At 64.3% G+C, this 18,721-nt stretch carries 25 protein-coding genes, 2 tRNA genes and 1 pseudogene; 16 read left to right on the forward strand and 12 right to left on the reverse strand.

The window, feature by feature from the left end:
- Positions 1 to 10: 10 nt before the first annotated feature.
- Both AC1DNF_RS18410 and AC1DNF_RS18415 read right to left on the reverse strand, forming a co-directional pair.
- Entirely contained in the window at positions 11 to 187 is a 177-nt protein-coding gene (locus AC1DNF_RS18410) for a hypothetical protein (RefSeq protein ID WP_478150055.1), read from the reverse strand.
- Entirely contained in the window at positions 188 to 475 is a 288-nt protein-coding gene (locus AC1DNF_RS18415) for a YdaS family helix-turn-helix protein (RefSeq protein WP_478150056.1), read from the reverse strand.
- A gap of 74 nt (positions 476 to 549) precedes the next feature.
- Between AC1DNF_RS18415 and AC1DNF_RS18420 the strand changes: the two genes are divergently transcribed.
- The 12 genes from AC1DNF_RS18420 to AC1DNF_RS18475 all read left to right on the forward strand — a co-directional run bounded on the left by AC1DNF_RS18420 (position 550) and on the right by AC1DNF_RS18475 (position 8,017).
- On the forward strand, positions 550 to 1,044 hold the full coding sequence (locus tag AC1DNF_RS18420) for a hypothetical protein (RefSeq protein ID WP_478150057.1): 495 nt from the start codon (positions 550 to 552) through the stop codon (positions 1,042 to 1,044).
- Positions 1,045 to 1,148: 104 nt separating this feature from the next.
- A complete protein-coding gene (locus AC1DNF_RS18425; protein WP_478150058.1) occupies positions 1,149 to 1,439 on the forward strand; it encodes a hypothetical protein in 291 nt (96 codons plus the stop codon).
- A gap of 11 nt (positions 1,440 to 1,450) precedes the next feature.
- Positions 1,451 to 1,789, forward strand: a complete 339-nt coding sequence (locus tag AC1DNF_RS18430) for a Rap1a/Tai family immunity protein (RefSeq protein WP_478150059.1) — start codon at positions 1,451 to 1,453, stop codon at positions 1,787 to 1,789.
- Between the two features lie 148 nt (positions 1,790 to 1,937).
- Positions 1,938 to 2,216: a hypothetical protein gene (locus AC1DNF_RS18435; protein ID WP_478150060.1), complete on the forward strand. Its 279-nt coding sequence runs from the start codon at positions 1,938 to 1,940 to the stop codon at positions 2,214 to 2,216.
- Positions 2,213 to 2,617 (forward strand): hypothetical protein, encoded by a 405-nt coding sequence (locus AC1DNF_RS18440; RefSeq protein ID WP_477925162.1) that lies wholly within the window; start codon positions 2,213 to 2,215, stop codon positions 2,615 to 2,617. The genes AC1DNF_RS18435 and AC1DNF_RS18440 overlap by 4 nt, the downstream gene beginning before the upstream one ends.
- 11 nt (positions 2,618 to 2,628) lie before the next feature.
- The gene (locus AC1DNF_RS18445; RefSeq protein WP_478150061.1) at positions 2,629 to 3,969 is read left to right on the forward strand and encodes a hypothetical protein; all 1,341 of its coding nucleotides are present in this window, start codon (positions 2,629 to 2,631) and stop codon (positions 3,967 to 3,969) included.
- Between the two features lie 49 nt (positions 3,970 to 4,018).
- Positions 4,019 to 5,254 (forward strand): RecT family recombinase, encoded by a 1,236-nt coding sequence (locus AC1DNF_RS18450; RefSeq protein WP_478150062.1) that lies wholly within the window; start codon positions 4,019 to 4,021, stop codon positions 5,252 to 5,254.
- 23 nt (positions 5,255 to 5,277) lie between these two features.
- Positions 5,278 to 6,081, forward strand: a complete 804-nt coding sequence (locus tag AC1DNF_RS18455; protein ID WP_478150063.1) for a lambda exonuclease family protein — start codon at positions 5,278 to 5,280, stop codon at positions 6,079 to 6,081.
- 33 nt (positions 6,082 to 6,114) lie between these two features.
- The gene (locus tag AC1DNF_RS18460) at positions 6,115 to 6,582 is read left to right on the forward strand and encodes a hypothetical protein (RefSeq protein ID WP_478150064.1); all 468 of its coding nucleotides are present in this window, start codon (positions 6,115 to 6,117) and stop codon (positions 6,580 to 6,582) included.
- 70 nt (positions 6,583 to 6,652) lie between these two features.
- Complete coding sequence (locus AC1DNF_RS18465; protein WP_478150065.1) at positions 6,653 to 6,994, forward strand: hypothetical protein; 342 nt, start codon at positions 6,653 to 6,655, stop codon at positions 6,992 to 6,994.
- A 3-nt stretch (positions 6,995 to 6,997) separates the two neighbouring features.
- The gene (locus AC1DNF_RS18470) at positions 6,998 to 7,813 is read left to right on the forward strand and encodes a DUF2303 family protein (RefSeq protein WP_478150066.1); all 816 of its coding nucleotides are present in this window, start codon (positions 6,998 to 7,000) and stop codon (positions 7,811 to 7,813) included.
- A 3-nt stretch (positions 7,814 to 7,816) separates the two neighbouring features.
- Positions 7,817 to 8,017, forward strand: a complete 201-nt coding sequence (locus AC1DNF_RS18475; protein ID WP_478150067.1) for a hypothetical protein — start codon at positions 7,817 to 7,819, stop codon at positions 8,015 to 8,017.
- A gap of 2 nt (positions 8,018 to 8,019) precedes the next feature.
- On the opposite strand, the gene AC1DNF_RS18480 is transcribed toward AC1DNF_RS18475, so the two are convergent.
- Positions 8,020 to 8,268 (reverse strand): hypothetical protein, encoded by a 249-nt coding sequence (locus AC1DNF_RS18480; RefSeq protein ID WP_478150068.1) that lies wholly within the window; start codon positions 8,266 to 8,268, stop codon positions 8,020 to 8,022.
- 122 nt (positions 8,269 to 8,390) lie between these two features.
- Between AC1DNF_RS18480 and AC1DNF_RS18485 the strand changes: the two genes are divergently transcribed.
- From AC1DNF_RS18485 to AC1DNF_RS18495, 3 genes are read left to right on the forward strand one after another with little or no spacing between them, the layout of a single operon-like run.
- Positions 8,391 to 8,687: a hypothetical protein gene (locus tag AC1DNF_RS18485; RefSeq protein WP_478150069.1), complete on the forward strand. Its 297-nt coding sequence runs from the start codon at positions 8,391 to 8,393 to the stop codon at positions 8,685 to 8,687.
- Positions 8,680 to 8,913 (forward strand): DUF4224 domain-containing protein, encoded by a 234-nt coding sequence (locus AC1DNF_RS18490; RefSeq protein WP_478150070.1) that lies wholly within the window; start codon positions 8,680 to 8,682, stop codon positions 8,911 to 8,913. The genes AC1DNF_RS18485 and AC1DNF_RS18490 overlap by 8 nt, the downstream gene beginning before the upstream one ends.
- Complete coding sequence (locus AC1DNF_RS18495; RefSeq protein WP_478150071.1) at positions 8,910 to 9,941, forward strand: tyrosine-type recombinase/integrase; 1,032 nt, start codon at positions 8,910 to 8,912, stop codon at positions 9,939 to 9,941. The genes AC1DNF_RS18490 and AC1DNF_RS18495 overlap by 4 nt, the downstream gene beginning before the upstream one ends.
- A 68-nt stretch (positions 9,942 to 10,009) precedes the next feature.
- Here the strand turns inward: AC1DNF_RS18495 and AC1DNF_RS18500 are convergent.
- The 6 genes from AC1DNF_RS18500 to AC1DNF_RS18525 all read right to left on the reverse strand — a co-directional run bounded on the left by AC1DNF_RS18500 (position 10,010) and on the right by AC1DNF_RS18525 (position 14,626).
- Positions 10,010 to 10,085, reverse strand: a tRNA-His gene (locus AC1DNF_RS18500).
- 30 nt (positions 10,086 to 10,115) lie between these two features.
- On the reverse strand, positions 10,116 to 12,029 hold the full coding sequence (locus tag AC1DNF_RS18505; RefSeq protein ID WP_478150072.1) for a SurA N-terminal domain-containing protein: 1,914 nt from the start codon (positions 12,027 to 12,029) through the stop codon (positions 10,116 to 10,118).
- Between the two features lie 74 nt (positions 12,030 to 12,103).
- Positions 12,104 to 12,179: transfer RNA gene (locus AC1DNF_RS18510), tRNA-Val, on the reverse strand.
- A gap of 17 nt (positions 12,180 to 12,196) precedes the next feature.
- Positions 12,197 to 12,469: an HU family DNA-binding protein gene (locus tag AC1DNF_RS18515; protein WP_007830705.1), complete on the reverse strand. Its 273-nt coding sequence runs from the start codon at positions 12,467 to 12,469 to the stop codon at positions 12,197 to 12,199.
- Positions 12,470 to 12,693: 224 nt separating this feature from the next.
- Entirely contained in the window at positions 12,694 to 13,779 is a 1,086-nt protein-coding gene (locus AC1DNF_RS18520; RefSeq protein ID WP_478150073.1) for a tartrate dehydrogenase, read from the reverse strand.
- Between the two features lie 10 nt (positions 13,780 to 13,789).
- Entirely contained in the window at positions 13,790 to 14,626 is an 837-nt protein-coding gene (locus AC1DNF_RS18525) for an alpha/beta fold hydrolase (RefSeq protein ID WP_478150097.1), read from the reverse strand.
- 134 nt (positions 14,627 to 14,760) lie between these two features.
- Here AC1DNF_RS18525 and AC1DNF_RS18530 point away from each other — a divergent pair.
- Positions 14,761 to 15,072: pseudogene (locus AC1DNF_RS18530) on the forward strand (LysR substrate-binding domain-containing protein); the annotation flags it as partial.
- Here the strand turns inward: AC1DNF_RS18530 and AC1DNF_RS18535 are convergent.
- The 3 genes from AC1DNF_RS18535 to uvrC all read right to left on the reverse strand — a co-directional run bounded on the left by AC1DNF_RS18535 (position 14,999) and on the right by uvrC (position 18,648).
- Complete coding sequence (locus AC1DNF_RS18535) at positions 14,999 to 15,880, reverse strand: DMT family transporter (RefSeq protein WP_478150074.1); 882 nt, start codon at positions 15,878 to 15,880, stop codon at positions 14,999 to 15,001. The pseudogene AC1DNF_RS18530 and the gene AC1DNF_RS18535 sit on opposite strands and share 74 nt — an antisense overlap.
- The gene (gene pgsA / locus AC1DNF_RS18540; RefSeq protein WP_478150098.1) at positions 15,877 to 16,443 is read right to left on the reverse strand and encodes a CDP-diacylglycerol--glycerol-3-phosphate 3-phosphatidyltransferase; all 567 of its coding nucleotides are present in this window, start codon (positions 16,441 to 16,443) and stop codon (positions 15,877 to 15,879) included. The genes AC1DNF_RS18535 and pgsA overlap by 4 nt, the downstream gene beginning before the upstream one ends.
- A 243-nt stretch (positions 16,444 to 16,686) precedes the next feature.
- Positions 16,687 to 18,648 (reverse strand): excinuclease ABC subunit UvrC, encoded by a 1,962-nt coding sequence (gene uvrC / locus AC1DNF_RS18545; protein ID WP_478150075.1) that lies wholly within the window; start codon positions 18,646 to 18,648, stop codon positions 16,687 to 16,689.
- Positions 18,649 to 18,721: the final 73 nt, after the last annotated feature.

Genomic DNA, 18,721 nt, shown 5'->3' on the forward strand with positions numbered 1-18,721 from the left:
CTGGGAGGATTCAGGCGACGGCGAGGTCGGCTGCGCGAGCGGCGAAGGCGCGCGCGAAGATGGCGTGGAGCACCGTCCCCTCGGGGAATGGGTTCACGTCTTCGATGCGCTCCCCACGTTCAGCCGCGTGGGTGGCGAGGTCGATGGTCTCGGCCTCGCTCAGGGCGGTGATGGGCTTGATCTTCATTCAGGCCACCGCTTTCTGCGGGACGGGAGGAGCGCCCTCTTTGCCGACCAACTCAGGCCAGTGGCGGTGCCAGTCGCCCGGGCGCAAGTCCCAGCGCATGACGGACTCCTTCGTGGCTCTCTCGATGGCAACGCAATTCACGGTGTCGGGCAGCCGCCCGCCGTAGCCGTGCTGCCACTGCCGTACCTGGGCATCGCTTTTGACCACAACGCCCTCCGCCAGCAGCAGAATGCGAAATTCGGCGACCGTGGGGGCGCCCTCGGCTTTGAGGAATGAGTTCAGGTCCATGCGCCGATAATAGTAGCAATCGCTACCTATCACAAGTAGCAAATGCCACCAGTAGCGGCTGCTACTATTTGCAGGTGGAGAAACCGACAGCGGACCAACCGCGGATCGACCTGCTGGTGGCAGCGATTGATCGCATCTCAGGAGGCAACAAGACGGCCTTCGGGAAGAAGCTCGGCTACAAAGATGGTGCTTTCGTGAGGCAGATGATTGCGGGCACCCGCCCCCTCACTGAGAAGACCATCCGTCAGATCGAAGAGTTGCCGGAGATGGCTGGCTGGTTCACGGGAAGCCTGGCTATGCCGGTTCCCGGCCCCAGCGCGCCGGGCGCTGCTCCCGCATCCATCGCGGAGGCGCGCGGCCGGCCCAGTCTGAAGACCTCACTGGAGGTGCTTGGCGATCACCTTGAAGCAGCAGATGACGATGCACGCGCTGACGCAACTGCAATGCTCGTGCTGTTCCTACGAAACCCAGCCAAGAACCGCGGCCAAGTGCCGCTCATCGTTGAGCGACTGTCGGGGGAAACGCCCTCCGAGCAGGAGGAGAACAGGCTGCGAGGGCGCGCGGCTTAAGAGGTCCGGCGCGAATCTACCAGTTTCCGCTGAATTCGGTTGCCAATTGATACACTGCCCCTTAATCTAGTCAGCAATTGATCAGCTTTTGTTAGGACTTCCCAGTGGATCGCATCTCGAAAAGGTTTCTCAGCCTCCCTGCGATGGCGCTCTTCCTCTTGGCCGGCTGCACCAGCCCTACGGGGATCGTTCCGATCGGGAGCGGCGTCTATATGTCCTCGAAGCTCGGCGGCATGAGCACTTACAGCGGCGGCGTCGTCAAGGCAGAGCTGTTCAAAGAGGCCGGCGAGTTCTGCGCCAAGCAAGGCAAGCAGGTCCAGGCTCTGAACTCCACTTCACTTGACACCATCGCCTACAACTACGCATCGGCCGAGATCCAGTTTCGATGCGAGTGAGGAAAGCGATCTTGGCCGCGTGCTTGTGGCATCTCGTTTGCACGGCTCAGGCAGGCTTCTATTCCGGCAATGACCTCGTCAAGTGGCTAGACTCGTACGACCGCGTGCAACAGGATCGAGCCAGCGCACAGGACGCGGGCAACGCTTCGACGCTCATGGGCTATGTCACCGGCATCACCGAAGCGCTGCATCGAATGGATGCAACTTGTCCGCCTGGCAACATGCGGATTCGACAGGTGGTTGCGCTGACCAAAGCTGAGTTGCAATCGGCCCCGGAGCAATGGCATGAAGACGGGGACCTGTTCGTAGGCCGCGCGTTGATGAAGGCCTACCCTTGCGTCAAACGTTAGCAGCCCCCTCCGTAGCCCTATAGCCCGCCCCGCGCGGGCTTTTTCTTGTCCATCCCTATGATGTAGTAGCTTTTGCTATTGCAACAATGAGGAGCTATTGCTACTATTCCTCCTGGCCGGCACCGTTACTGCCTGGCAGGAGAAGAGATTGGACAAGCAACACAAGGACTGCGCCGCCCCCAACAAGGCGCAACAACTTCAAGCAGCCGGCACGCAGGCAATCAACGTCGTCCTGACGATCTTGCTGATCGCCGTGTGGCTTGGCTTGACCGCATATCTGGACGTCAAGCCGTCCGACACCGACGCCCTTCAGGCCTCGGCCGACAACTTCAACGACGCCCTGCGCGATGCCCGCATCGCGAAGCGTGACGCCGCGCGCGAGAAGCGCCACCCCTTCACCACCACCACCGCAGAAAGCCAACCATGACATCAACAAGCAAGCTCCCGCCTGACGTCAGCACGCCCCGCGTGCTGGAACTCCAACCCCTCCCCTACGGAGAGCGCCCTTCGTTCAGCGCGGTCCCTGAAGGCGAGTTCGTCTTCATGTGCGTCACCCGGCGCGCCGCCAACGAGGCGCATGCGCCGGACGGGGCATCGCGGCTGAACGTCGTGATGCTGGCTTGCGCCCTTTCCGCGCTGCTCGCCCTGGCAGCCGTTGGCGCCGCGCTGACGGTGTTCAGCGTCAGCATGCTCGAACAGATCGCGCGCCTGATGCACACGGCGCCGGAGCCCGTCGGCTATGGCCTGCTGACCTCCCTGTGCTGCGTGCTCGCCGTGGCCATGTACTTCCGCGTTCGCGGCTACACCGATCACGGGGTGCTGTCATGAGCGCGTCCCAAATGAGCGACTACTCAGCGCTGCCGAAGGTCGGCTCCGCGCCTGACGCAACCGCCACGCCGCCCTTCGACGTGGACACCCCGGCAGCCAACCAGCCCGACGTCGACCCCGCCACCGCTGCGGCAGAGGCGAAACCCACGGCCACCGCCCTGGCGCTGCTCGAAGTCACGAACAACATCGCCGAGTTCGATTCGGTTGAGGCCGGGCTGCAGGCCATCGAGAAGAAGTACGGCGGTGTCATGTTCGATGTGGAGACCCCCAAGGGATTCGCCGCCGCCAAGGAGGCGCGCGCCGAAGTCCGCAAGCCGCGCTATGCGGTGCAGAAGGCCGTGGAGAACGCCAAGGCCCCGCTGAACACGCTCAAGGCTGCCATCAAGCTGCGCGGCGACGACATCATCAAGCGCATCGCGGCCGTGGAAGATCCGATCGACCAGCAGGTCAAGGCCGAGGAGAAGCGCCGCACCGAAGAGAAGGAGCGGCTCGAGCGCGAGGCCGCGCAGAAGAAGGCCGAGATTGACGGCGCGATCTTGGAAATCACCAGCCGCGTTGAGGCCTGCATCGACCAACCCGCCGACTTCATCGGCGAGACGATCCTCTGGCTGGACAACACGGAGATTACCGAGGAGGACTTCGGCGACCGTGCCGACGAGGCGCGCCGCGCCTTGCAGGCCACGCGCGACCGGCTCGTAGGCATGAAGGCCACTGCCGAAGCCGCCGAGCTGGCGGCAGCGAACGCGAAGATCATGGCCGACCAGTTGAAGGCCCAGCAGGAAGAACTGGCGCGGCAGAAGGAGGCGCTGGATCGCCGCGAAGCGATCGGCAACCGCATCGACGCCATCCACGCCACGCCCGACGTCTTGGTCGAGGCCTCGGCCGAGCAACTGCGCTCCGCGATCGCCACGCTCGAAGCGCTGGACCCGGAACTGTATGGCCCTCGCTTGCGCGAGGCGCAGCGCGCCGCCGCCGCGGTGCTGCCCGATCTGCAGGCGCTGCTCGCGGCGGCCGAGGAAGAGGAGGAAGAGGCGGAAGAGCCCGTCGAGGTCGAACCGCCCCCGCCCACTGCGCCGACTCCTGCGCCCACACCGGCGCCCGCCCCGACCTACAGCTACGGCTCCCCGCGCAGCGCCCCGGTCAGCCTGGGCGATGCCCCCGAGGTCGCCGCGCCCGCCCCGGTGTCGGCGCCCACCGCGCGCACCTACGCGGCGCCGACCCGCCCCACTGATGACCAGATCGTCAGCGTCCTCTCGCTGTACTTCCGCGTCCATGAAAGCAAGGTCATCGAGTGGCTTCTGAGCTTCGACGCGATCGCCGCAAGCAACCGCCTCACCCAGGTCGACGACTAAGCCGACCTCCCCTTCTGACCCCTCCCAACCCTCACCGGAGATTCCAAGAATGACAGCAGCAACAGCAGAGCGCGTGGACGTGCAGTCCATCCTCACCCCGCACGCCTCGTTCCCCGCCCCGACCGTTCGCACTCACAGCGGCGTGTCGATGGTCGATGAGCACGGCATGACCGCGCTGATCCGTGTCGCCGAAATCATGGCCTCGGGCCGCGCCACGGTGCCCAGGCATCTGCAAAACAACGTCGCCGACTGCTTGGCGATCGTGATGCAGGCGCAGCGCTGGGGCATGGACCCGTTCGTCGTCGCGAAGAAGACCTACGTGGTCGACGGCAACCTGAGCTACGAGGCGCAGCTCGTCGCGGCCGTGATCAACACCAGCAGCCTGATCAACGGGCGCCTGAGCTACGAATGGTTCGGCAAGTGGGAGAACATCGTCGGCCGCTTCAAGCAGGTCGAGAGCAAGACCAAGAAGGACGACTACGGCAACCCGAAGAAGTACATGGTGCCGGACTGGCGCCTCGAGGATGAGCGGGGCCTCGGCGTGCGCGTGACCGGCCAGATCCGCAGCGAGAGCAAGCCGCGCGAGCTTGAGATCCTGATGACTCAGGCACGCACGCGCAACTCCACGCTGTGGGCCGAAGACCCGAAGCAGCAGATTGCCTACCTCGCGACCAACCGCTGGGGGCGTCTGCACACCCCCGAGTTGATCCTCGGCGTCTACACGCCGGACGAACTCGCCATGTCGACCAGCGTGTTCATGGGCGCGGCCGACGTCGTTGAGCCCGAGCGTGCTGCGGCGCCGCAGTCGCTGAAGGACGCCGCGCACGCAGCGGCGGGCAAGGGCCGCGATGCGTTCGGCGTCTACTGGAAGGAACTCCTGCCGGCCCAGCGCAGCCTCCTGGCCGAAGAGCTGGATGCGCTCGCGAAGGTCGCCAACGAGGCAGACAAGAACCGCACGGTCGACAACGGCGCCGCGCCAGCGCAACCGGCCGCAACTTCCGCCGCTGCTCCGGCAGCGCAAGCCACCGACGCGACCGCGAAGCCCGCGCGCACGCGCCCCCCGGCACCGCCGCCGAAGCCCACGGCCGCGCCTGCGGCCCAAGCACCGGCAACGACCGGCGCGCCCGTCTTCACCGCCGAAGCGGTCAAGAAGCGCCTGGCCGATGCCTCGGATCTCGATGCGCTCTACATCGCCGCCGACCTCATCAACGCCGTGGCCGACGAAGGCGCGCGCGCCGCCCTGGAGGCCTTCTTCGACGAGCGCAAGGCCGCGTTCGAGCAGTAACCCCTCAACCCCAGGAGAACACCATGAGTTTTCGCGTCATCAACTGCGAGCAGGGCTCGGACGAGTGGCACAAGGCCCGTGCCGGCGTCATCACCGCCAGCAACTTCAAGCTGGCCCGCCAGCGTGTCGGAGGCCTGGACGATCGCCAACAGATCTACGTCGAATCGATCCGCAAGGGAATGTCGGAACTCGAAGCGCGTATCGAAGCGGGCTACAAGGCCGCACCCAAGGCCGAAGTCGTGCAGCGCGCACTGGACGGCGAGAAGGTCGGCGAGCTGTCCGACACCGCGAAGAACTACGCCTTCCGCGTCGCCTTCGAGCGCATCAGCGGCGAGCCCATGGACGAAGGCTACGAGACGTGGCAAATGGCCCGTGGCCACGAGCTGGAGCCGGAGGCTCGCGCCGAGCACCAGATCCTCGAAGGCGTGATCGTGGAGCGCGCCGGTTTCGTGGTCACCGAGGACGGCATCTTCGGCGCAAGCGCCGACGGCCTGATCGGCACCAAGGGCGGCAGTGAATACAAGTGCTTCGTGTCGCCGGTGAGCCTGCGCCCCGTCCTGCTGCTCAACGACGTGTCGGAAATCATGGACCAAGTGCAGGGCTGCATGTGGGTCACCGGCCGCGAGTGGTGGCACCTGGGCTTCTATTGCCCCGCGCTGCGCGCGATCGACTACCCGCTGCACCTTGTCCGCATCAAGCGCGACGACGACTACATCGCCGCGATGGAGTCGGACCTGCTGGAGTTCAAGGCCGAGGTCGATCGCCAGGAGCGCGCCCTGCGCGCGCTCGCCGCCGCCAACGCCCCCAGCTTCTCCCAAGCGGCCTAACCCTTTCCCTCAACCACTCTCCCAAGGAGTTTCATGTTCGCTTCCCTCAACACCACCAAGGGCCAAAGCGCGCTCGCCGCAGCGCTGCTCATGGCGCTGATCGACAGCCCTCTCAACAAGGACGGCAAGCCCACGCTCGCGGCCGAACTCGAAAGTCTGTTCCCGCCGTGCGACGACCCCAACTGCGAAGCCTGCGCGGCGCGCCGCAAGGCAGACGCAGCCAAGGCACAGCCCGAAGCGTCCCCTGCCCCCAGCGATGCGAAGGCGCCCGATGCGGGCGAGGTCAACCTCACGACGGTGCTCAGTGAGTCCGCCGTCGCCCTGGTCGGGCTCAACGCGGGCGATGGCGGCAGCGTGCAGCGGATGAAGGCGTCCATCGGCGCGTTCATCACCATGGCCGAGAGCCGGCGCGGCGAATTGGACCCGGCCAGCCGGCGCCACCGCGCGCTGGACCTCGCCATCAAGAACGCCGCCGCCGCGCTCGAGCTGGCACTGATCTGACCGGCCGCTAGAGCCGCACGGAAGCCCTTTTGCTGTCACGCATCCCAACCTCAACCAAGGAAACCATGAAGTGAAGTCTTTCACCCTCCTGCTCAACGAACTGAACGATGGCAGCACGCAAGCCGCGCTGACCGCCGATCTGAAGGAGCTTCTTCAGACCGTTCAGAACACCGGCCGCGCCGGGTCGATCACGCTGAAGCTGAAGGTCGCACCGACCATCAAGGGCAACGGCTACGTCGACAAGGTGACCATCACCGCCGAGCGGAAGCTCGAACTGCCGAAGCCCGAGCAACCCACGGACTTCTTCTTCCTCACCGACGACGGTGAAACCACGCGCCAACACCCGCGGCAACACAGCCTCGAGCTGCGCGAAGTCGCTCCCGCCACCCCCCTGCAATTCAAGGAAGCCTGATCCATGTCCGACGCCATCAACAGCGCAACCGCGCAAATCGTCTCCGGCCTGACCGCCGCAGGCCTCGCCACGAAGGTGATTGAGAAGACCCAGCACGTCGTGGTGCCCGAGCGCTACCAGCTGCTCGACCTCACCGCAGCGGTGGAGAAGGCCGAGGCCGCGCCCTACCGCAAGAAGGGCACCATCGTGCTCGGCGACGTCGCGAGCCTGCTGTCCTACTGCGCCGATCAGGCCGCGCAGTCGACCGGCTACATCTACGCCGACACCGACAGCCGCACCCTGACGGCGGTCTTCAACGACACCAAGGCCGGCGCCGGCTGGCGCGACCATCGCGCAACGTTCAAGGCGGAACTCACGCCCGAGGCCAAGCGCTGGATCGAAAAGGACGGCGTGGCTTTCGGTCAGACCGAGTTCGCAGAGTTCATCGAGGACAACTTCGCCGACCTGCAAGGCGAGGATGCGAAGAACCTGCTGACGGTGGCCACCACCATTCAGGCAACGAGCGGCATCAACTTCTCCAGCGCGAAGCGCCTGCAAGACGGCCAAACCCAGCTCGTCTACAACGAGACGATCGACGCCACGGCCGGCGCCAACGGGGAATTCAAGATCCCGAAGACCTTCACGCTGGGCCTGCGCCTGTTCAAGAACGGCGGCGGCTACAAGCTCACGGCCCGCCTGAAGTACCGCCTGCACAGCGGCAAGGTGCAATTCACCTACGAGCTGGAGCGCCCCGAGAACGCCATCGAGGACGCCTTCAAGGGCTACGTCGCCCAGGTCGCCGAGCAGAGCGGCTACACGGTCCTGACTGGCAAGGCCTAGCCCATGACCACTGGCACGACGCCAGAGAGGAAGCGCGAGCGGCGCCTGCGAATGCTGCGCCGCCGCGCTGACCATCTGGAAGGACGAATCGCGGCCAACCCCGACAAGCACCTGAGTTTCGACAAGGCCGAACTGTCGGCCCTGCGCTGGGCGGTGTCAGTGTTGGATCCACAACCAGAACCTGAGAAAGGCACCGGTGAATGACGTCATCCACCATCAAATTCGAACGCCGTCTTACAGGCTTCGCAACGTGCCGTCCCCAGGTCACGGACGCTGAGCAACGGCACAAGGCGCTCTACCCGCCCATCAAGAAAGCACACAGGGCAAGGCAGCGGTTCGCCGGGCAGCGCAACTGCGCTGTACCAGGCGTCCTCCCACGCTCTGATCAAGAACTCCGTGGCGCCCTCATCTTTCAAGAAGCTGAGCAGTTCGTGATGCAGGCGTTCCAGTGCCATGGCGCCCTCCGGTGGTTGGTTGACCAAAGTATCAGCGCGCGGGGGTACCCAGTTCAAGGCGGTTCGATCGAAATGATGACCAAGCTCAACATCGCGCGCGCTGCCGCGCAGAAGGAACGCTCATGAGCCTCGAACAAGCCACCTCAGATCTCATCGCTCGCGCGCACGCCGAGGGCCAAGTCGTAACGGTCCAGCCGCTCGCGAGCCACCAGCTCATCTTGCGCATGCTGCGCCTGGAGCACTATCGCGCCTACCTGCGAGCCCGGGCAGAGGAAGACGACGCCAGCGGGTATCTCTCGCGCGAAACCGCGCGCCACAAAGCCAACCGGCACAACGAAATCGTCGCGGCCTTGAGCAGTTGCTTTCCTGTCGGTGACACAGCCGAGCGCGATGCACGGAAAGGGGCGACCCATGCCTGAGCCGCTGACCCTCTCCCGCGAGGAGATTCAGGAAATCACCGGCCTGCAAAAGTTCAGTGCCCAGGCGCGCGCCCTCAAGCGCATGCAGGTACCCTTCGAGCGCCGGCCCGCCGACGGCTCCCTCATCGTCGGCCGGGACGCCATGAAGAAGGCACTGGGATACCCTACGCAACGCGACCCCAGCGAGCCGGCCGCGAACGGTCTGAACTGGAGCAAAACCGCATGAGACATCGCGATCGCCAGTCAGCCCTCGGGCTGCTCCCCCGCATGGAGGCCCGCCCTCGCAAGGACGGCAGCGTCACCTACCGCTACAAGCCGATCAATGGAAAGCCGATCAATCTCGGCCAGGACAAGGGCGCGGCGCTGCGCCGCGTGCTGGCGATCGCCGGGATTCAGTCGAGCGACGAAGGCACCTTCGGGCGCCTGTGGCGCCTGTACCAAGACCGCCCGGAGTGGAAGCGCCTTGCCGAGAGCACGAAGGCGCAGTACCGCGACAACTGGAAGGAGCTCGCCAAGGTTTTCGAGAAAGGCTTTGTCTCCCTCGTCAAGCCGCGGGACATTGCGAGGTACCTGCGCGTCCACCGCGCCGAAGCGCCGATCGTGGCGAATCGCGAGGTCGCGCTGCTCTCCAACCTGTTCAATCTGGCCGTCGAGCTGGGCGACATCGACCGCAACCCCTGCAAGGAGGTCCGGCGCAACCCCGAAGAGCCGCGCGAGCGCCTGGTGGAGCAGAAGGAACTTGATGCCTTTGTTGCGTGGGCGCTACAGCAGGGGCCCAGCGCGGTCGTTCTGGTGTCGATGGCACAGTTCGCGGCCCTGGCCGGGAACCGCCGCGCGGAGTTCCTGAAGCTGCACTGGCCCCAGGTCGACGACGAGGTTGTGCGCTTGCAGCGAGCCAAGCAGCGGGGTAACAAGAGCAAGCGGGAATTGGTTTGCGTGAGCACCGCACTTCAGGAGGTCATTGACCGCATGCGTGCATTGCCGGGCTACTCGCCTATGGGCGCCGTATTCCGCGCGCCGCGCACCGGCAACCCTTATTCGGAGTCCGGCTTCAAAGCAATGTGGGCGCGCCTAATGGCAAAGGCAATTGAAGAAAAGATCATTGAAGATCGCTTTACGTTTCACGATCTTCGCGGGCACTACACCACGTACTTCAAATTGAAGTTTGGCAATTTGCCCGAATTGCACGCTGACCCGGCGACCACCGCGAGTGTCTACGATCGCACAAGGGAGGTCCGCCGAGCGGCGCTATGATATTCCCGTTTTGGGGATTTTGGCCCTCTGGCGCTATCGTTTCGATAGCAGCAGAGGCTTATAGACAGTGGGGTGGCTGATGGGACTCGAACCCACGACGACCAGAATCACAATCTGGGACTCTACCAGCTGAGCTACAGCCACCACTTAGCTTGCAATTGTAGCGTCAAAAATCTACCTTCCTCCGCCCGGGAGCGAATCCGCAGGCCTTGGCACCAGAATTTCTGCCTTGAACTTGTCTTTCAGCAAGTTGTAGTACGCCACGCTCTCGGCCGCACCAACCGCCTGAGCGAACTGCTCGGTCTCCTGCCGGGCAGCATCGGCAGCCGGTGGCGTGCGGGGCACCACCTTGCTGATGCGAACCACGGCATATCCCTCCGCGCCGAGATTCACGCCAACCAGGGCGGGAAGCTTGCTGGTATCCGCGCGCAGGGCGCCTTCGATGACAGGTGCCGGCTGCGACTGCGTTTCGAGCCGAGAAATGGTGAGCGAAGGGCCGAAGGCAGCCTCAGGCGCACTCGATTTCCATGCCGCGAGCTTCGCCTCGCCTTCCGCCTTGGCAAGCGAGGCCGCGCGCTCGGCGACAAGCTGGGCACGTACCTTGTCCTTGACCTCATCAAATGATTGCACTCGCGCTGCCGAATACTGAACCAAGCGCCCCGATGCGAGCTGGTTCGGTCCCACCTCGATGGCTTCGGTGTTGTGCTTACGCTCCAGCGAATCCGCTGCGAAGAGCGCGTTCAAGAAGTTACGGCTCGCCAGCGCACCCGTAGCGCCCTGCGCCGGGAGCCGCCCAACGTTGCTCGCAGTCTGGATCGCAAGCTTCAACTTGTCGGCCGCCGGCTTCAGACTGTCTGGCTGCTGGTAGACGAGGTCGGTGAAGGTTTCGGCGGCCTTGGCGAACTCCTGCGTGGCTTGCTGCCCACGCACCTCGTTCTCAATGGAAGCTCGCACTTTCTCGAAAGGTGGCACCACGGCTGGCTTGATGTCGTTGAGCTGGATGATGTGATAGCCGAACTCGGTTTCGACGACATCGCTGATCTCGCCCTTCTTCAGCGCGAACATCGCATCCTCGAAGGGCTTGACCATCGCGCCGCGCGTCACGAAATCGAGGTCGCCGCCCTTCTCCGCAGAGCCGGGATCTTGCGAGTTCTTGCGCGCCACGTCAGCGAAAGTGGCGGGCGCCTTCCTCACCTCGGCCAGAATCTCCTGCGCCTTTGCCCGTGCCTTCTCGCGCTCGGCAGCCGGCGCGCTCGCTGGCGCCGCAATCAGAATATGGCTTGCGCGTCGTTCTTCCTTGGAGCCGAATCGTGCCGTGTTCTGGTCGTAGTAGCTCCTGAGGTCGGCCTCGCTGACCGCGATGTTCTTCTTGGCCGCGTCCAGGTCGAGCACCAGGTATTCAATGCTGGCTTTCTCTGGCTCCTGGAACTGCGCAGTATGGTCTTTGTAGTAGGCCTGGAGGTCAGCATCGTTGATGCTGACCTTCGACGCAAAGTCGCCAGCTTTGAAACGCGCAATCTGGACTTCGCGGCGATCATAGAAAGCGTTGAGCGCCACCGCCGTCTGCGCCGCGGTGGCGAATGCCGTCCCCGAAACGCCGAGCAGCACCTGCTGAGTCGCCAGATCGGAGCGCACCGAAGCCTCGTACTGCTCGGGTGTCCGACCGGTCGCGCGCATGAATGCTTCACGATCGAACTTTCCATCGGCGGTTCGGAAAGACGCGAGCCCTGTGTCTTCTGCAAATAGGCGCGCGAGCCGCTCCTCGGACACGGTCATGTTGGATTTCGCAGCCGCAGCCGTCAACACGCGATCACGCACCATGCGCTCCAGCGTGGTGTAGCGCGCGGCGTCCGAATCCAGCAAGGCCGGGTCGACGTTGGGCGCCTGCTGACGGATTCTGTCCACCTCGTTGCGGTGCTGCGCATCCCACTCCGGCCGCGTGATGTCGTTACCCGCGACGCGCGCGACCTTCTCACCTCGGCCACCCCCCTGGTAGCGATCGACGCCGAACAAAATGAACGACGGGATGATCAGCAAGAACAAGAGCACCATGATGATCTTGTTGTACTTGCGGAAGGAGTCAAACATGCTTGAACACTCTCTGTGACGGATGACGGGACAGCAACAAAAAAGGCGAACAACTTGTTCGCCTTTGCTTCGGGTGGTGGGTGCTGAGGGGTTCGAACCCCCGACCTACGCCTTGTAAGGGCGCCGCTCTACCAGCTGAGCTAAGCACCCCACCGGAAAACAGTGTCTCAGTTCAACGCGTCTTTCAACGCCTTGCCTGGACGAAACTTCGGGATCTTGGCGGCCTTGATTTTAATCGCGTCGCCGGTGCGTGGATTGCGCCCGGTCCTGGCCGCACGCTTGCCGACCGCAAAAGTACCGAAACCGACGAGCGACACGGAGCCGCCTTTCTTGAGCGTTGTCCGAATGGCGCCGATGGTCGATTCGAGTGCGCGCGTGGCAGCGGCTTTGGAAATGTCGGCGTTCTTTGCGATGTGCTCAATCAGTTCGGTTTTGTTCACAAGGGCCCCTTGCAGGAAAAATTGTTGGTCGGTGACGTCAGAACGATCCCATCCCCATGGCCCGTGCCATGAGGTTGGGTAGGGAGAAGGGTGGCAATTCTGACGCGCCGGCAGCGCACTGCCGACAAGGATTACAACCACTGGTCTACGGGGTGTCAATATGACACTCACCCGCAYGACGAAGTGAGGACCGCGATTTTAGTGGCGTTTTGCGAAGTCTTTTTTCAAAGAGCCTGCGCGATCACCTTGCCGAGGTCTGAAGTACTCCCCGTTCCACCGATGTCCGGCGTGCGCGGCGCGCCGCTGGAAGGCGCCAGCACCTTCTCGATCGCCGCCAGGATTGCATCGTGCGCGGCTTTGTGGCCCAGAAACTCCAGCATCATCGCGCCGCACCAGATCTGGCCGATCGGGTTGGCGATGCCCCGCCCTGCGATGTCCGGTGCCGAGCCGTGCACGGGCTCGAACAACGATGGCGTGGTTCTTTGCGGGTTGAGGTTGGCGCTGGGCGCGATCCCGATCGTGCCGGTGCATGCAGGGCCCAGGTCGGAGAGGATGTCGCCGAACAGATTGCTCGCGACCACCACGTCGAAGAAGTCGGGACGCTGGACGAAGTGCGCGGTCAGGATGTCGATATGGAACTTGTCGAGCTTGACACCCGGATAGCTCTTCGCCATCTCGGCGACGCGCTCGTCCCAGTACGGCATCGTGATCGAGATGCCGTTGGACTTGGTCGCACTGGTCAGGTGCTTCTTGGGCCGCGACTGCGCAAGCTCGAAGGCAAACTTGAGCACGCGATCCACGCCGATGCGCGACATCACCGTTTCCTGCACGACGATCTCGCGCTGCGTCCCTTCGTACATGCGCCCGCCGATGCTGGAGTACTCGCCCTCCGTGTTCTCGCGCACGATGTACATGTCGATCTCGCCCGGCTGGCGCGGCGTGCCGTCGCGCCGCACCACCGGCGCCACGATGCCTGGCATCAGCCGAGCCGGCCGCAGATTGATGTACTGATCGAACTCGCGGCGAAACAACAGGAGTGAGCCCCAAAGCGACACGTGATCCGGAATCTTCTCGGGCCAACCGACGGCGCCGAAATAGATGGCGTCGTGGCCTCCGATCTGCTCCCTCCAGTTGTCGGGCAGCATCTTCCCGTGCCTTTCGTAGTAGTCCCAGCTCGAGAAATCGAAATGGTCGAAATGCAGCTCGATGCCAAACTTGCGCGCCGCGGCGTCGAGCACTCGCAATCCCTCCGGCATGGTTTCCTTGCCGATGCCGTCGCCGGCAATGACTGCGATTCGTTGGGTGCTCATGTCTCGATCCTCAAGGGGTAGCGTTGAAAAAAGGCAGCGCCTCGGCCAGCAGATGAAGCGGCGCCTCCTCGGGAATATAGTGGCCGCAGGGCAACGGCCGGCCCGACACGTCATCGGCACGTCGGCTCCATTGCGCCAGCACGTCGAAGCATCGCCCCACAACACCATGCTCACCCCACAGGACGCGCAGCGGCTGCGCGAGCTTGCGGCCGGCCGCGATGTCGCTGCGGTCATGCTCGAGATCGATGGTGGCCGAGGCCCGGTAGTCTTCGCAGATGGCATGAGCCGTGCCCTCGATCGCTGCACAACGCTCGTACTCGGCCATCGCCTCCGGCGCAAAGGGCGCGAGGCCCGCGTGCCGCCCTCCCATGACGCTGCGCACATAACGCACCGGATCGGTTTCGATGAGCGCCTCCGGCAGCGGCGGCGGCTGGATCAGGAAGAACCAATGCCAGTAGGCGCGCGCAAAAGCTTCCGAAGTCTGCTCGTACATTTCGAGCGTCGGCGCGATGTCGAGCAGCATCAGGCGCTGCACCGCCGCCGGGTGGTCCGCCGCGAGTCGGTGCGCAACGCGCGCGCCTCGATCATGGGCCAGCACACCGAAACGATCGAAGCCGTGGTGCTGCATGACCGCCAGTGCATCGAGCGCCATTTCGCGCTTGCTGTAGAGCACATGGCCTCCATCACCCGCCGGGCGCCCCGAATCGCCATATCCGCGCAGATCGAGCATGACGACCGTGAAATGCGCAGCCAGCGCCGGCGCCGTGCAATGCCAGATCGCATGCGTCTGGGGATGACCGTGAAGCAGCAGCAGCGGCGCGCCGTGACCACCGATTCGGCCATGCATCCGCACGCCATTGCGGAAGAGGTCGAAGGTGGAGAAGGATTCAAGCACGCGGCGATTGTGCGTTGCGCGCAGATCCTCATCAAGCAACAATCAGCCAATTCATACTTTCCCATATGGCAGCAATGGCAACGCCCTGGACCCTCCGCCACGTGAAGGATGGCGGTACGGCGCGCGTCCGCGTGCGCGGTGCGCTGTCGAGCAACTGAGGGGAAATGGTCCGGGACTGATGCCTGGCCGGCCACGGCATCATGCTGCGTAGCCTCTGGGACATCGCACCTCGGCTCGCATCGGGAGAACTGGTGCGTGTGCTCCCGCAGCCAGTTTCGCGGCGAACCCTGGAAGGCCGATGGCCGGCATCCGCGCTGAACGGCATCAGCGCCCGCCGCGCACGACCAGACTCACGCCCAGCGCCGTCATCGCGATTCCCGCCAATGAGAGAGCGGTGATCGGCTCGGCGAACAACAACCACGCCATGACGGCCGTGCATGGCGGCACGAGATAGAGCAGGCTTGTCACGGCCGTCGCCGTACCGCGCTGAATGAGCAGGTAGAGCAACGAACTGCCGCCCAACGAAAGGACGAGTACAGACCAGGCCATCGCCCCGCCCGAAGCCAGATTCCATTGGATGCTCTCGGGCTCGAACGCCGCGAACGGCAGCGTCACGAACAAGGCCGCGGCGATCTGCACCGCGCTCGCGCTGCGCACATCGCAGGGTTCGAGGAAGCGCTTCTGGTAGAGCGTGCCGCCCGTCATCGAAAAGAGCGCCATCAGCGCCAACCCCATCGTCAGGACACTGACTTCACCGCCCTGCCCCAGCTTGCGCGAGACAACCAGCACCAACCCCGCGAACCCAAGCATCAATCCCGCCCACTGTCGGCGCGTGGCCGAACCGCCATGCATTGACATCCACAGTGCCGTGAGTACCGGCTGGATGCCGACGAGCAATGCGACCAGCCCGGAGCCCATGCCAGCCTTCACGGCCGCCCAGACACCGCCGAGGTACCCAGCCTGCATGAGGATGCCCAACACTGCGAGATGTCCCCACTGCGCGCGCTTGCGCGGCCAGGCCACCCCCGCCGCCTGCACCCACAGCACAAAGCACATCAAGGTGAGCGCATAGCGCACCGCCAGGAACTTGAGCGGCGGCGCGAAGGGCATGCCATAGCGCGCCACGATGAAGCCGGTGCTCCAGATCAGCACGAAGACCGCCGGCATGGCTCGCATCCAGCCCGTCGAACGGGCGTCGGCGCTCATTTCGCGCGTGCCCGGATCTCCGGAATGGCTTTTTGCAGGTAGTAGACCATCGACCAGACGGTGAGAACGGCGGATATCCAGATCAGCCACTGGCCCCAGGCCCCGGTGTCGATCGCACCGAACAGCATGCCGTTGAAGAGCAGGAACGGGATCGCGACCATTTGCACCACGGTCTTGATCTTGCCGATCATGTGCACCGCGACGCTCTTGCCGGCGCCGATCTGGGCCATCCATTCGCGCAGGGCGGAGATGGCGATCTCGCGCCCGATGATGATCAGCGCCACGAAGACGTCGGCCCGGTTCAGGTGAACCAGAACCAGGAGCGACGCGCAGACGAGGAACTTGTCGGCGACCGGATCAAGAAAGGCACCGAAGGCAGAAGTCTGATTGAGTCTGCGCGCCAGAAAGCCATCGAGCCAGTCGGTTGCCGCGAACAGGATGAACATCACCGTGGCGGTGAGGTTGCGCATCGGCTCCGCGATGGGCAGGTAAAACACGCCCACGATCAACGGGATCGCGACGATGCGCGTCCAGGTCATGATCGTAGGGAGCGTCCAGAACATTGCGACGAGTATATGGCCCGCTCCCAGGCTTGCTCGCTTCGCGTAGCCGCCTTCCCCCTCAAGGGGGCGCGGCCGGCGGACCGGCGGAGCCGGTTCCGCGGTCGCTCCCGCGTGGAGGCACCGGCACTCTGGCCAGTTCATTTCCACGGATACCGCGGAATCGGCTTCGTCGGCCCTGCCGGTATTGCCCCCTGAAAGGGGGTAGGCGAACCGACACGAAGTGCGGGAAGCCTGGCGGTATGCTCAATGCAATGCGCGATAGATCTCTTCGGCGAGATCGAGCGCGATGCCATCGACCGAAGCGATGTCTTCCACGCTGGCCGCCGCGACGCCACGAATTCCGCCGAACCGTTGCAGCAAGCGCGCGCGGCGTTTCGGGCCGATCCCGGGGATGTCTTCGAGTTGGCTCCCTCCCACGCGGATCTTGGCCCGCTTGGCGCGCATGCCGGTGATGGCGAAGCGATGGGCCTCGTCGCGGATCTGCGCCACCAGCATGAGCGCCGCGGAATCGCGGCCGAGGTAGACCTTGTCACGGCCATCGGCGAAAACGAGCTCTTCGAGTCCGACCTTGCGCCCCTCGCCCTTCTCGACGCCGACGATCAACGACAGCGGCAAGCCCAGTTCGCTGAACACCTCGCGCGCCATCGACACCTGGCCCTTGCCTCCATCGACCAACACGAGTTCCGGCATGCGCGCGCCGCGGGTCTTCGGCGCAGCGTCCATGCCCGCGCCGCCCGCATCACCCGCGGGCGGTGCATCGGTTTCCGCAGCCATCGCCTCCGCCAGCTTGCCGTAACGGCGATGGAGCACCTGGCGCATCGCCGCGTAGTCGTCACCCGGCGTGATGTCCTCGATGTTGTAGCGTCGGTACTCCCGGTTCTGCATCGCGTGGTGCTCGAACACCACGCAGGAAGCCTGGGTCGCCTCGCCCGCGGTGTGCGAGATGTCGAAGCATTCGACGCGGAAGTTGTCGAGATCATCTGGTGCCAGTTCGAGCGCGTCGACCAGCGCTCGGGTGCGCGCCTGCTGCGACCCTTCTTCGGCCAGCAAGCGCGCGAGTTGCAGGCCGGCGTTCGTGAGCGCCATTTCGAGCCAGTGCCGACGCTGCTCCCGCGGCTGGAAGACAGCTGTGATGCGTGTGCCGGCCTGCTGCGACACAGCCTCGATCAGCTCGCGCCCCACGAGCTCGCTCAGGACGAGCGTGGCCGGGACGGGCACGTCCATATAGTGCTGGGCGATGAAAGCCTCGAGTACCTGCACCTCGACGGAAGCGTGGGGCGCCTCCGCGCCCTCTTCTTCCGCGTCAAACTCGCCATTCTGGATCTGCGCCGCATCCTCCACATGGACCGGGAAGTAGGCTCGATCCCCCAGATGGCGCCCCCCTCGCACCATCGCCAGGTTGACGCAGGCCTTGCCCCCCTGCACCTTCACCGCCAGGATGTCGACGTCCTTGTCCGATGCAATCTCGATCGACTGCTGGTGCAGCACGCGCGACAGCGCCGACATCTGGTTGCGCAATTCGGCCGCCTGCTCGAATTCCAGCTTCTCGGCATGGCTCATCATGCGCGCCTCGAGATGGGTGAGCACGGCCTGCGTGTCGCCCATCAGGAACGCCTCCGCATTGGCCACGTCGTGCGCATAGTCTTCAGGCGTGATATAGCCCACGCAGGGTCCGCTGCAGCGCTTGATCTGGTAGAGCAGGCAGGGCCGCGTGCGGTTGCTGTACACCGTGTCTTCGCAGGTGCGCAGCTTGAAGACCTTCTGCAGCAGCTGGATCGATTCCTTCACCGCCCACGCGCTGGGGTAAGGCCCGAAGTAGCGATGCTTTCGATCGACCGCGCCGCGATAGTAGGCCAGCCGAGGGAAGGCATGCGACGCGATCTTGAGATACGGATAGCTCTTGTCGTCGCGAAACAGGATGTTGTAGCGCGGCTTGAGCGTCTTGATCAGGTTGTTCTCGAGCAAGAGCGCCTCCGCCTCGGAGCGCACCACTGTGGTCTCCATGCGCACGATCTTCGAGATCATGTGGCCGATGCGCGTACCGCCATGGTTCTTCTGGAAATAGTTGGCCACGCGCTTCTTGAGATTGCGCGCCTTGCCCACGTAGAGAACCCCCCCCGCCGCGTCGAAATAGCGATAGACGCCAGGCAATTGCGGCAATGCTGCTACTTCGCTGAGCAGCTGATCGGAATGCGTTTCAGACATCGCTTCTATTGTGCCGGCGCCATGAACATGATCGGCTCGGAGGGACGCTGTCTCGTGGCGCTGCGAAGATTGA

This window comes from Variovorax sp. 01T432 (assembly GCF_056398605.1).